13 protein-coding genes and 1 pseudogene are annotated in these 12667 nt (G+C 63.9%); 10 read left to right on the forward strand and 4 right to left on the reverse strand.

Features of this window, described 5'->3' with window-relative positions; all coding sequences use genetic code 11:
- Window position 1: 1 nt before the first annotated feature.
- Window positions 2–349: a winged helix-turn-helix transcriptional regulator gene (locus ACFWN2_RS08670; protein WP_382425932.1), complete on the reverse strand. Its 348-nt coding sequence runs from the start codon at window positions 347–349 to the stop codon at window positions 2–4.
- An 85-nt stretch (window positions 350–434) separates the two neighbouring features.
- Here ACFWN2_RS08670 and ACFWN2_RS08675 point away from each other — a divergent pair, with 85 nt between their 5' ends.
- The 4 genes from ACFWN2_RS08675 (at window position 435) to ACFWN2_RS08690 (ending at window position 2029) form a co-directional block, all read left to right on the forward strand.
- Window positions 435–929 carry a luciferase family protein gene (locus tag ACFWN2_RS08675; protein WP_382425933.1) on the forward strand — a complete coding sequence of 165 codons (495 nt, stop codon included), beginning with the start codon at window positions 435–437 and terminating at the stop codon, window positions 927–929.
- A 68-nt stretch (window positions 930–997) separates the two neighbouring features.
- Window positions 998–1252: an Atu4866 domain-containing protein gene (locus ACFWN2_RS08680; protein ID WP_382425934.1), complete on the forward strand. Its 255-nt coding sequence runs from the start codon at window positions 998–1000 to the stop codon at window positions 1250–1252.
- Between the two features lie 85 nt (window positions 1253–1337).
- Entirely contained in the window at window positions 1338–1565 is a 228-nt protein-coding gene (locus ACFWN2_RS08685; protein ID WP_382425935.1) for a hexameric tyrosine-coordinated heme protein, read from the forward strand.
- 14 nt (window positions 1566–1579) lie between these two features.
- Window positions 1580–2029, forward strand: a complete 450-nt coding sequence (locus ACFWN2_RS08690) for a MarR family winged helix-turn-helix transcriptional regulator (RefSeq protein ID WP_382425937.1) — start codon at window positions 1580–1582, stop codon at window positions 2027–2029.
- Window positions 2030–2036: 7 nt separating this feature from the next.
- Here ACFWN2_RS08690 and ACFWN2_RS08695 read toward each other — a convergent pair whose 3' ends face one another.
- Together ACFWN2_RS08695 and ACFWN2_RS08700 are read right to left on the reverse strand one after the other, a co-directional pair.
- Complete coding sequence (locus ACFWN2_RS08695) at window positions 2037–2444, reverse strand: STAS domain-containing protein (protein WP_382425938.1); 408 nt, start codon at window positions 2442–2444, stop codon at window positions 2037–2039.
- Between the two features lie 142 nt (window positions 2445–2586).
- Window positions 2587–2904: pseudogene (locus ACFWN2_RS08700) on the reverse strand (lysine 2,3-aminomutase); the annotation flags it as partial.
- Window positions 2905–3194: 290 nt separating this feature from the next.
- Here ACFWN2_RS08700 and ACFWN2_RS08705 point away from each other — a divergent pair.
- On the forward strand, window positions 3195–3524 hold the full coding sequence (locus tag ACFWN2_RS08705; protein WP_382425940.1) for a hypothetical protein: 330 nt from the start codon (window positions 3195–3197) through the stop codon (window positions 3522–3524).
- Between the two features lie 1280 nt (window positions 3525–4804).
- On the opposite strand, the gene ACFWN2_RS08710 is transcribed toward ACFWN2_RS08705, so the two are convergent.
- Window positions 4805–4975, reverse strand: a complete 171-nt coding sequence (locus ACFWN2_RS08710; protein WP_382425941.1) for a hypothetical protein — start codon at window positions 4973–4975, stop codon at window positions 4805–4807.
- Window positions 4976–5119: 144 nt separating this feature from the next.
- Between ACFWN2_RS08710 and ACFWN2_RS08715 the strand changes: the two genes are divergently transcribed.
- From ACFWN2_RS08715 to ACFWN2_RS08735, 5 genes are all read left to right on the forward strand, one after another.
- The gene (locus ACFWN2_RS08715) at window positions 5120–5575 is read left to right on the forward strand and encodes an HNH endonuclease signature motif containing protein (RefSeq protein WP_382425942.1); all 456 of its coding nucleotides are present in this window, start codon (window positions 5120–5122) and stop codon (window positions 5573–5575) included.
- A gap of 1285 nt (window positions 5576–6860) precedes the next feature.
- A complete protein-coding gene (locus ACFWN2_RS08720) occupies window positions 6861–9770 on the forward strand; it encodes a hypothetical protein (RefSeq protein WP_382425943.1) in 2910 nt (969 codons plus the stop codon).
- Window positions 9771–10151, forward strand: a complete 381-nt coding sequence (locus ACFWN2_RS08725) for a tetratricopeptide repeat protein (RefSeq protein ID WP_382425945.1) — start codon at window positions 9771–9773, stop codon at window positions 10149–10151.
- A gap of 436 nt (window positions 10152–10587) precedes the next feature.
- Complete coding sequence (locus ACFWN2_RS08730) at window positions 10588–11073, forward strand: hypothetical protein (RefSeq protein ID WP_382425946.1); 486 nt, start codon at window positions 10588–10590, stop codon at window positions 11071–11073.
- Window positions 11070–11408 carry a hypothetical protein gene (locus tag ACFWN2_RS08735; RefSeq protein ID WP_382425948.1) on the forward strand — a complete coding sequence of 113 codons (339 nt, stop codon included), beginning with the start codon at window positions 11070–11072 and terminating at the stop codon, window positions 11406–11408. The genes ACFWN2_RS08730 and ACFWN2_RS08735 overlap by 4 nt, the downstream gene beginning before the upstream one ends.
- Window positions 11409–12667 lie beyond the last annotated feature (1259 nt).

The raw sequence follows: 12667 nt of genomic DNA on the forward strand, positions 1-12667 counted from the left end.
GTCAGCCGCCGAACCGCCGGCGGGACTCGCGCACGTCGTCGAGGTGCGTGTCAGACCACTCGACGATGCTGACGAAGATCGGCCGCAACGAGGTCGCCAGCGGGGTGTTCTCGTACTCGACGCGCGGCGGCATCTCGGGGTGGTAGGAGCGCGAGACGAACCCGTCGCGCTCCAGCTGGCGCAGCCGCTGGGTCAGCACCTTGGGCGTGACGGCGGGGATGTGCTGCCGCAGTTCGCCGAACCGCATCCGGCCGTGGTGGTCGAGGGTCCACAGGACGTGCGACGTCCAGCGCCCGAACACCAGCTCCACGACGGGCGCGATCGGGCACGGGTCCGCGAGGTCGTCCACGCGCGTCTCCCAGTATCTTCTTGGTAACTAGTATCTTGAAGATACTAAAGTTCGCGTCGTACTTCCGACGACCTCAGGAGACGACGTGACGCAGCAGCAGGCCGAGACGGTTCCCGCTCGCAGCGGTCCCGCCCCGGCGACGACCCCGCGGACCCCGCACGTGCAGCTCGACCAGTTCGCCCCGGCGGAGATCCAGGCCGAGCTGTGGAGCCGGATGGCCGCGCTGGAGGGTGTCACGACGGGTCCCAGCGGCATCTCCTTCCCGTCGTCGCGCGCACTGCATCTCGACGAGGACGCCGCGACGGGCCCTGAGGACGCCTTCCTGGTGGGCACGGAGTTCGCCCACCTGCACGGCGACGGCAGCGGCAGTCTCCACCTCGCGCTGCCGCTGGACGTGGCGCACGAGGTGATCGCCGCGGGGTGGGCGGAGCAGCATCCCGTTGTCGCACTGGGTCTCGCGCACCCCACGCTCGTCATGCTCTTCGGGCCGCGCGACGCCGACGAGCTGGGGCTGGTGTGGGGACTCGTGCGGACGAGTCACGCCTACGCGCGGACCGGGGACGTCGTCCGCGCTCGGTGACGAGGTGTGCCGCACCCGGGAAGAGCGCGGCCTGGTTGCCGGGGCCGCGCGCTCGCAAGATCGATCGCATGGACGAACGGACTCCGGAGAACGTCGACGTGGTGGGCATGTGGGTCACCGCGGACGGTCACATCCGCCAGGAACTGCGTGCCGACGGCCGGTACGACGAGGCGCGGGGCACCCGTGCCAGTGCCTACACCGGCAGCTACTCGGTGACCGGTGCGCACCTCGACTACGTCGACGACACCGGGTTCACCGCCACCGGTGACATCCGCGACGGCGTGCTGCACCACGAGCATCTGGTGCTGTACCGCGAAAAATGACCACGCTTCCGGTGTGAAGCGACCCTCCTTGACGCAGGCGGTTCGCGCGCTAATATTTAGCGCGCGAACTAATGGAGGGACATTGATGGAACTCGTGCCCGGCAACACCCTGATCACCGCGACCCCCGACGAAGGACGCGCGCTCGCCATCAAGCTCGCCAGGCTGACCGTCAAGGCGACCCAGCCCGACGCCGACGTCCGCCAACGCCTGCGCCAGGCCTACGCGGAGGACCACCACAGCCTGATCGCCATCGCCCAGGTCGTCGCGACGGAGTACGCGACCATCGCCGCGGCGAACGACCACTGGCGCTGAGGAACGGGCAGGGCATGGGTGAGACTGGAGGCATGAAGGTGCACCGCATGCCGGACCAGCCGTGCTTCGCGCTCTACAGCGCGGTGAACGCCATCACCCGTGCCTACCGCCCGCTCCTGCAACCGCTGGACCTCACCTACACGCAGTACGTCGTGATGATGACGTTGTGGGAGCAGGACGGCGTGGACCTGCGCACCCTCGCCGAGCGCACCCTGCTCGACCCGCCGACCCTGACCCCGGTGGTGAAGCGGTTGGAGGCCAAGGGATTGCTCGCCCGCAGGAGGGCGGACGACGACGAGCGCCGCCTGGTCCTGACCGTCACCGAGGAGGGCCGGCGCCTCCAGTCGGAAGCGAACGAGGTGCCGGAGAAGATGCTCTGCCAGGTGGGCCTGACGCCCGCCGAGGAACGGCAGCTGCGCGCGCTCTGCGGACAGGTCACCGACGCCCTCGCGTCATCGAGGTGAGGCGTCCTCACGGCCAGGACCGCTCGACCCCGGTATCGCTCGGCTCGTCCAGGAACCCGGTGAAGCGAGGCTGACGACGTACCGCGGCCAGCGCCTCGTCACGGGTGCGCTGCACCCGCAACAGGTCCTGGGTGTCGGTCAACCGGATGGGCCGTGCCACCGTTCGCCGCCCTGCCACAACGGCGAATCCGATGCCCAGCTGGTCGGCGTGTTGCCGCGTCTCTAGCAACACGGCGATGCCGATCGAACCGAAGAACCCCACCTGGTCGAGATCGACCACCACCGCGGCGGCCCCGCCGGCGGTGCAGGTGAACAGCGCGTCCCGGATCTCGCGGAAGGTGTCGTGGTCGACATCACCGTGAACAGCGGCGATCACCACACCCTCGGCGGTGATGACCTCGACCTCGTCGTGCATGCTGCCCCCTCGACCCACAGACACGCGCCGGATTCGCTCCCGCTGCAGTCTGTACCCGCGCGGGATCCAGCTGACACTTCGTCTTGGGCGACCACGACGGCTGGGCCGCCTTCGGGAGACGCCCCGAAGACGGCCCGTCCTGTCAGGCCTGCTCGGTCCACCACTTCTGCCCGGTCTCACCCAGCGTCGAGATCGGGTCGTAGTACGGGTAGCGGCGGTTCAACGCCTCCGGGTCCTCCAGCTCGATCCCAGTCCGGTAGTTCTTGGTCCAGTAGGAGATCCCGAGCTCGCGGTCGTACTCCTCCAACTGGTGCACCCAGCGCTTCCCGACGTACGGCACGTCGCACACGATCCGCGGCGTGGCGTACCCAGGCAGATAGCCCATGATCGAGTGCTGGAGTTCCTGCGCCTCCCACACCGACACCCGCCAGTGCTCCGCGTTGGGGATCATGTCGCACATGATTCGGCGCCACGCCCGGCAGCAGCGTGACCTGCGGCAACGCGTCCTAATCGACGAAGATTCTGATCATGGGGCCCCTGTGGGTCCCTTTTGGATCACGCAGTTCGATCATGAACATTAGCTGGTCGCAGACCTTGCTTTGATCTTGGGGTTGCGATCGGAGATGCTGAGATCGGCTGTCTAGCCATGCATCATCCGCAAGTCCCTAGATGTCGCGGCTGCGGGGCATGCGGTCATCGCAACCCGCTGATTAAGAGTCCTCGGGTGGACCCTGGTGGAGGTGTCGGCTGATGTCGGCGGGTGCAGTTTCTGCACTTCAGGTGCAGGATCTCGAAGCATCACGTGCTGCCCGGTGCCAGTCTGTGTCGTCGCAGGTCAGGCTTCTCGGGTCCTCCCCGGGCTCGCAAACGGGCGCATTGCGAGACGTGTCGCGGGCGGTGACGGTGATCATCGCGGCGGTTGTGCCAGTCTGGCGCGAGAGGGCGGTGCATGGTGTATATCTTGCGCGGCGCATCGATGGTCTGATCACCTTCGCCGAGGGCAGGAACGTCCCTGAGCTGTGGTGCGGGCTGTGCAATCAGTTCGTCGTCGAGGGATCCCAGCAAGCCTCTGAGCTGTGAGCTTCCATTTTTAGGCATGATGCTGCACCGGTGCAGATGTCAACAGAGCTGTTTACATCGGTGTAGAGTTCCACGCGGCTGAGTGCGGCGCGGCGCTGAAAACACGCCGCCCCGCACTCATCTACTGGGTCAGCTACCGGAGAGCCACTTCAGTAACTCGATAGCCGCACCCGCCAACCCGACGGCGCAGGTCGTGTAGGCGATTACGATGGAGTGTCCGCTCCATCTAGCCCGTGACCTGCGCCTCGGATCTCTTGCACGACGCACCTCGCGTCGTTTCTTGTCACGACGCACATCGCGTCGCTTTCGAGGGCGAGTCAACCCTAGAACCCTTCTGTCGCAACAAGAGGGCAGGCGGTATGCCTACCCACGTGTCGCAGGCATGCCGGTCCGGGATGTGATCAACCTCGGCGTGAGTCAACGGCCGCTGACGCACGATCAGATTCTAGGACGCGATTGGTATAACCCCAACCGGGTGGCGCGCCCCTCGCTTCATGGCCTACGCGAATACGTTTCAAGATGTATTCGCAGGCAGAGCGTCTCGACCGCCTGACAAAAAGCTCAAAATTCCACTTCAGTCGTCCAGCTTGAGCGGGAATAATTCCTGAACCATTTAGGCGCGACAGAAGAAACTGCTGGGCTAGGCAGGCAAACCGGGAAGATTTGTTTTTTGCAGGAAAACCTGCTCGTCTACCGAAGTGAGGCGAAAAAATTTCTCCGCTATAGGGTTCGGCGCGAAAAATCGTCTCACTGCCTAGGGTGGGACAAGAACATTGCCCCGCAACAGCGTTCGGCACGAAAAATAACCTAGCCGCCCAGGTGCGGCAAGCCGTGCGTTGCAGTTCAGCAAGGGTGACCAAGCTTCTTGCCCGAGCGAGGGCAGTCTGGAACGACTTTGCGGACGACGTTGAACCTGCTGTTGCAGAGAGCTCGGCACATCAGCTGAGATCCACCAGATGACGTAGTGCTCCGAGGCGTACTGGTAGGGCGCTTGACCGCAGTCAAGGGTTTGCCGACGCCCACCAACAAGTGGCACTCGCTTCCGCTTCATGCAAGTAGTCGAGCTGCCGACGGTCTTCGAACCCGCACAGTGCCCACGGCTGTTGTCGAGCTCGCCGCCCACGGCCGCGCGGAGGTGACGTCGATGGGCATGCGGGGCAGCGGTGCTGTCGTCGTGCGCGACGGTCGTCTTGTCGCGGCGGCTGATCACACCTCGGTTGAGGCGGGTGCGCTGCGTGTGCCATATCCGCGGGACTGGCCTGGTGGAGCCGGCTTGACGCTCACAGCGGCAGTTCGGTGGTGAGCTTGATCGTCTGCATCGGGATCTCGGTCTTCACGGTCGTCACGCCTTTGATCCTGGTGAGGCGCTTGACCTGGAACAGCCGGTAGGGCTGAAGGTTGGCGGCGACGGTACGCAGGGGAAGTCCGTCTCGCTGACCATGAGGTGACACGAGACGACGTCGGGGAGCAGCAGGATCTGCTCGGTGAAATGGTCGATGGTCTCACCGTCCTGGCTGGTGAGCTCGACGCGGGCGAACACGGTGAAGCCCTTGCCGACGCGTGCCGCGTTCAGGATTGCCACGTAACGGCCGAAGATGCGGACTCGTCCAGCGCGGACGCGGCGGGAGCCCGATCGGGCGCATATTGTTCCGTGGGCCAAGGTCCGGGAGCACAGCTTCGACAACCTCATTGCGCTTTGCCCTACCTGCCACACTCGCTACGACCGTGATGAGATCGATCAGCCGGCGATGAGGCAGTACAAGGCCAACCTTGGGCTGCTCAACAGTCGGTATGGCGATGTTGAGCGTCGTGTGCTGACTCACTTCGCGATGAAGCCTGAAGTCAACGAGGTCTATCTACCTGGTGCTTCCAACTTGCTCGTGATGTACCTCGTCCAGGACGGGTACCTGGTGGAGGCGGAGACCTATCAGAGCCGGGCCACGCCAGACGGCTTCTTTGAGTTCGATGTCCCGGTGCTGCAACGGTATGACTTGACCGCGGCTGGCCGGGAGTTCGTGGAGCGATGGAGCAGGGCAGCAGCCCTGGTCTAGTCGCTCAAGCCGACCACCTGCTGTACCTGGACGTCCCGCGGCCCGCCAGAGTCTACATGGGGTCTGCCGCGCCGTTAGGTGACAGCGGAGGTGGTTCGCCGAGCATCGGAGCCGAGGCAGACTGCCTTCCATGCAGGTCGAGTCTGACTTGGTGATGGCTGCGGCTGGAGCGGCAGGATGTGCGACGACGGCTGCTGGTGGGTGAGCACTTGGCTATTGCGGAGTGGGTGAGTCCTTCCCGAGGCGTGTGCGCTTGCTGGCGGCTGGGGATGAGCGGCCGCTGAAGGGATGTCGTGCCCGCCGTGGCGCTGGTGTGAGCACAGGACCATTGACTGCTGGCGTTCTCCCGCTGACCCGAGTGCTGCCGAGGTGTGTGAGGTGTTGTTCGTCTGTGATGACTGGGCTGAAGGTCATCACGACATCGAGATCATGGACGCGACCGGCCGCACACTGGTCGCACTCCGGCTACCGGACGGGATGAAGGGATCACGCGCTTGCACGCGCTGATCGCCGACCACTCCGACGGTGTGGCATCGGAGCAGGTGCGGATCGCGATCGAGACGGATCGTGGGTGACAGGCCTCATCGCGGCGGGGTACCGGGGGTTCGCGGTGAACCCGCGCCAGACCGGCAGGCTCCGCGAGCGGTTCGTTCTGTCTCGCATCGCGTGGTCCCGGTACGGGATCGCCCACCGCGAGGAACGATCCACCTGGGCGGAAGACGTTCCCGTAGAACGCCATCGCGATGTCAGGGCTCGCGGTACTGGACGGTCCACCGCCTGCCGCGGTCGAGGCATCAGCGTGCCGCCTAGGTCGTCGCGCAGTGCTGGTCCCCAGGAAGCCAGCAGCGACTCTTCGCCCAATACCTGCTGACCGATTCCGTGCACGCACACGACCGACGGCACCGCACCCACCCAACATCGACATCCGGTTCAACGAGAGCATCGTTGCCGACCTCTCCTGTATTTCATGCCGTGTCGACGGAAGCCTGCCGTCACGGCCTCGGCGTGGCTGCAAGGTCTGCGAAAGCCAGGCTGGCATCACTGCGCCGACCGCATCGACCGGACGGTTTGAGTGAGTTGGTTGGTCAGCTTCGGGCGTTGACAAGCTGATGTCAAAGCGGTGCCCCAGCGCCCTGTTGTATTCGATTCCGCTTGGCATTGCGGTCGTAACGATCTCGGGCGGTTCAACGAAGTCAACCGAAGCGACGGGTTGAGGTGGCGCATGTTGGACGGGTTTTCTGCTCTATTTGAGGGGCTTGCCCCGGCCGCTGACGGAGTGTCTGGAGTGGCTGCGCTGGTCGCGCTTCTCGCGTTTCTGACGGAATTCGTTAAGGGGCGCAGTGATACCAGGTCATTTCGCCCGGTGGTCGGGTGGTCGGTCGCGATCGTCAGCTCGTTCGCCCTTGTCGTGGCGCTCTACGCGCTCCAGCGTACCGGCCTGTCGCCGATCGAAGGAGAAGGGCGTGCTCTTGGCACCGTCGCGGTTGCCAGCATCTTGCTTGTCGCGGCCGGAATCCTCACCGCTGTACTGACTCCGTCGGTCGATCGAAGCGCTTTCAGGGAACTGGCGAGTGCCGTCGAAGCGTTCGTACAGGGCTGCGACCCGGACGACCGGCTCGCGCGTTCGAACCGCGTTGCCCTCGGGCTCAAGGTGTCCTACGAAGTCGCTTGGTCGGGATCGACAACGACCAGCCGGGCACGAGACCTTGGCGCTGTTCGTCTTCCGACCGCGGCCGTGGCGGTGCTGGCCGGCCCGAGCGGCAGCGGTAAGAGTGTTGAGCTGCGCAGCCACATCATCTCGATTTGCCGCCGTGCCAAGCAACACCGCAGGCCGAGAGAACTCGCTGTTTACGTATCGGTGCGCATGCTGAAGGCCATCGAAGGGAAGATCACTCAGGACACGATCGCGGAGCAGTTGAGCGAGGCGGTTCGCCAGGACAACCGCGAGCTGGGCAGCCGACTGCTCGACTACCTCAACGGACGGCTCGGCCCGAGCTGGTTCTTCGCGTTCGACCTCGACGGCGAGCTGACGCGAGAACAAGAGACCGAGTACTTCGAAGCGGTGCGCAACTTCATGCGCCATCGGGACCGCGATCGCGCGGTGATCGCAGTGCGCCGCCGTTTCCCCGACGCCCAGCCGGTCTGCACGCCGTGTGAGCCCACTCCTCAGCGAGTCCGGGAACTGCTGCACATGCAGGACATAGTGGACGTTCCCGAAGGCATGCCGCAGGAGATCGCTGCAAGCCCTGCGATGATCATGCAGTTCGGTGCGCCGACCAAGCCGCTCGCAGCTGTGCTCGATTCCTTTGTTGCACAGTCCTTTCGGCACAACTCGCTGGGTGAGTCGACCAAGGCCATGCGTGCTCAGGCGGAAGACGTGGCATTCAGGCTGCTCTTCAACGCGTCCGAGCCTGTGCTGGACCGAGAGATGGAACCACTTCTGCGCGCGGGACTCGGACGCGTGGAGTGCGGCTCCTTCTCGTTCCGATACGAAGCTCTTCATGTCCACCTGGCCGCGTCTCATCTTGCGCGGTCCGCCGATGAGGTCTCCCTGACGCAGCTGTGCCAGGGAGACCTCAACCGCGCAGTTCTGCTGGACGCACTGCGGTGCGGCGGTGAAGGGTTTCTTGAGCGTCTCCTCAAACTCGTTGAGGAGTGGGTGAACGCCAACGTCGATGTGCCGGAGATCCTGGACACCACGTTGCCGCCGGCGTTCAAGTTCACCTGGCCCCCGACGCTGTCTCACGTCTTCGGCGTGCTCTGTGTCGCTCTTGACGAAATCCTGCCCATCAAGCTGAGCTCGCGCCTGCAGCACGTGATTGATCACCTCGTGTGGCTGGGAATGTTCGGTGGATCCAGAACGGATCGCGAACGCACGTTGGTCCTTCTAGGACTCGCGTCGCCTGGCCGCGTGCTGGACCTATATCGGCAAGCAGTGGCACTGGGAATATTTGACATCAGAACGATGTCCCTGATTGCCCTGCACATTAGGCAATCGCCAGCCGATGATGATCGATTGACGCTGCAGGATCGGGTGCTTATGCTTATCGGTGCACTGCTCGCCTGGACGGGAGGGCAGTTCTTTCCGAAGCGGAGGAGATTTGGGGAACCTGCGCTGCTGCTGGCGATGATGCGAGGAGTTATTGCAACGAACGTTGCTGTTTCTGCTGTTGGGTCTATGGCGTTGTTCATCCTCGGGTACAGTGGTGTGGGTCTCGCTGTTGGTGCCGTTTTCGTGACGCTGTCGCTGTTCTTGGCGTTCTTGGCGTGGAAAGTCCGGTCAGGCCCTCAAGATCTGAGTGTCTGGGCTGCGAAGACAGTATTCTGGTCTGCTTTCATTGGAGTGGTGGCTGCGGCCTATCTATCGCTGATCGCGTTCTTTAGCATGCTGAATGATATCTTATCAAGGGATTTTGCGTCTGCTCTGATTGGTCCACTGCTGCTTTGGCTCTTCAGTTGGCCGGTTGCCATGCTTGCCCAGGTGGTTCACGATCCGTTTCGTCAGCGTGGATGGCTGCTTCCGCAGCAAATATTTCTCGAGCTGCCAGCGTATCGATCTGAATTGACGCAGCTGAAGCGCATGCTGGTAAGGATGACCAGTCATCTGCGTTCGCCCAGGCGATGGATTGCCATTGGGATACCTGGTGCAGTTATTGCGTCGCTTACGTATGATCTTCCGATCCCTGGGGAAACGGAAATTGGTGTAGATGGCTCCATTGCGATGGTTTCGATGGTCGCGATCGGGGTCCTTCTTGTGCGTGCGCCTCGTGCGAAGAAGGTGGAATCTCCCGAGGTTGTGGGTCGGCAGATCGTTGATGGAACGATGACGAGTGACTTGCTGCTTCATGAACTCGCAACCAGGGCTGAGCAGGGTAGCGAGCGGATAACTGAACTTCTGAAAATGCTTGCAAGTGCACCGAGGGGCGCGCTCTTTGCTGTCGCAGATGTTTTGAACTCGTTTGAGAAGCTGTTGGAATTCCTTGAGCATACTTTGCCTACCCCTTTGACGCGAACTAGTAGTATTGGTGTGGTCAAGCGTGGTTTGTGGTTGTATGCCCCAGCAGGTAGTGTTCCTCAGTTGGTTGACTTGGCTGTGTCCTTTGATAAGGAGCACTCCGGTCTTCTGGTTCGCTTAGCTCATTCCAAAAACGACAGAAAATTACTCAGCGACGCGATCAAGGCTGCGACTTCCTGAGTGAGTCGGCTGTTGAACCGGCAGGTACTGCCCCACGCACGTGCCCTGCTCGATCACACCACCCCCGACACCGATTCCCCGCAGACCGGCCAGGTGCTCGACGCACTCGGCCGCTACCTGGAGGAGCAGGGCGAGATCGGCACTACCATCGCCCATCACACTCGCGCCACCAGCATCCAAGAACGCCTCCACGGCCCAGACCACCCGGGCACGCAGAATTCGCGGAGCAACCTGGCTCACGCCTATGAGTCGGCGGGTGATCTGGGCCGTGCGATCACGCTGTACAAGGCGAATCTCGCTGACTGCGAGCGGGTGCTAGGTCCCGATCACCCCACGACCAAGGCTGTCCGCTGGAACTTGGAAACTGCCAGAGACAGCTGAATGGCCTTGCTGTCACACACTAAACGCGCGACTCCATGTGCTACCCGGCAACGCCAGCAACATCTGCTCATCGGCAGTTGCGGACATCGACGCAAACGCCACATCGCATCCGCCCGGTCTCAATGAAACGTCTCCCGGGTCGGTCGTCCAGTGGCCGTGGGTGGGCATCAGCAACCAGCGGTTCCAGGCGCGCCAGAACCCGCTCGACTTCGTGAGCCTCAAGTCGCGGATCGCCGGCACGAGCAACAACTGCCTCGACCGACCGAGAGGTTGTCCGCAGGGGGGCGCGTTGCAGATCTGGGTCTGCAGCGGTACCGCCGCGCAGTCGTTCGGCGTTTTCCCGTCTGACGGCAGACCAGCTGCAGCGACCTGAGTCGTCGCGGCCGAGCTCTTGCCCGGACAGCGGGAGATGATCAGCTTCACTAGGCTTGGCGGAGTGGAGGGCACGACGAAACGCGCTGGGCTGCCGCGCTGGGCAGGCCCGTTCTACCTGGCCGCCGGCGTGATCACGCTGATCTGGGCAGGTGTGCTGTTCAACGACTTCCTGAACGTGCCCACCCGCTGCCCGGACACCAAGCTGCGCTGCGGCGCGTTCCTGACCACCTCGCTTCGCCAGTACACGCTCTCCTGGGTGGTCTTCGACATCGCGCTCGCGACAATGCTGGTTGTCACCGGCTGGCTGGCCCTGCGGCGGCGCGACCACGTGCAACTGCCCGCCGCGGTGACCGGCGCGTTGCTGTTCGTGGACGCCTGGTTCGACACGATGTCCAGCCCGCGCCGCGACCGCCCGCTCGCCTGGGCCCAGGCGCTGTTCGTCGAGCTGCCGCTCGGCCTGCTCTGCCTGTGGATCGCGTCGCGGGCGGAACGCGTCCGCAGGCAGCGACTCGCTGACGCGTTGCGCCGGCTGGAGGTCGGTAGGTGAAAAGGGGAAGTCCGCGGTGCCGCCGCCTGCGTCTTCCGCACCGCCTGACGATCGTCACCCCGGCTGAACACCCGACGAGTACGACAACCCGGTTCCCCTGCTCGACTACGGCCAGCGGCCTGCCGCCGCGTCGTGGACGGGATGCTGCAACCCGCACCAGCGCCACTACCGCCGAGCCCGGCCGCCAGGCCGTCACCGGCACGTGGTGGGCGTTCACCCTCGACCCGATCCACGCGCGCGAGCGCGTCGAGTACGACGGCCGCGTCTACCAGGTCGAGGGCGCCCCTGAACACTGGGAGCCCGGCTGGGTCGAGTTCATTTCGAGGCGACTCTGACCCACGTTGACGGGTAGGTAGACCGCGCCGGTTCGCACGGACGAAATCGGTCAACGCACGGATGATGGCCGGGCGCTCGCTCGGCTTCGCGCCCCAAGGAGCAGCCACCAAGATCCACACAGGAACGCTCGCCACGACAGCGGCGGCGGCCAGGGGCACCAAAAGTTAAAGAGGCACCACTTCCATATAGTCCATAACTGGCCAGAAGTGTCAAATGATCTTTCTGGCGGCCGTCAGAATCGATTCCGAGCGCCACTGCAGACGACCGATAGGGTGAAATTCGAACGCGTGTGCGGTCGTGGCTAAAGCAATGACTCCGCAGGAACGTGAGCGCTACGAGGCGCTCGTGATCGAGTTCCGCCGTCTCGTCAACGGTGTTCCCCGCTGGGATGTTCGCGAGGGATCAGACGGCCAGTCACAGATCGTGGACAGCACTTTCGATGAGGAGATCTTCCAGCCCTGCGGTCCGTGGGTGCCGAACCTGGTGCGGTATTTCGCACACGTGCGGCACGACTCGTCGCTGAAGCTGCTCGGGCTGCTCGACGCTGCGAGCGGACCGGACACGCGACGGTACGCGCTGGACTTCCTGGAGTCGCTGCGCTGCGCCTGCCCCCGCCTCCCAGCCTCCGGCCGAACCAAGGCTGATGACGTTCGCACGGGAGGTGACGCCCTATGGGTGACTTCAAGCCCGACCGCGCCGGTATCGCGGCGATCCTCAAGAGCGGCGAAGCCCGCGACATCGTGCGCATGGTGGCTCACTGGTCGCGAACGACGTCCAGACGCTGAGCCACGCCATCGAGGACAGGACACCGCTTCCGGTCGAGGTGAACGAAGAGAGCAACACCGACCAGCGCACCTGATCCAGCACAGCACCCTCAATGCCACCACGAAATCCGATTGCGGCGCAGCGTAGCGGGCTGACCGCGACGTTCTACTGCCACGACTCGGGTGAATCTTCCGCGCAATCCGTTCTCGTGCTAATGATTCCGGTCGCCGTGCCGACTGGCGTGGTGGCTAAGGGAGCAGCCGCGACTGATCTCGACCGTGAGGGGCTTCTGGGAGTGACCGATCATGAAGACCTCGCACGAAGCTGCACCTGTTCCAGGGACGCGCCGGACACATCGTGGTGAGCGGGGCTCGTGACGTGAACGCCGACGGTGGCCTTGTGCGGGCGGACGCGTCCGGTTCACCGGTAGCGCCTCGGTGGAGGGTCACGCGTTGTTCGGTTCCGGTAGTGATGCAGCGCATCCGCAGCCCGC

It is taken from the genome of Lentzea sp. NPDC058436 (genome assembly GCF_042721515.1).
GTDB lineage: Bacteria > Actinomycetota > Actinomycetes > Mycobacteriales > Pseudonocardiaceae > Lentzea.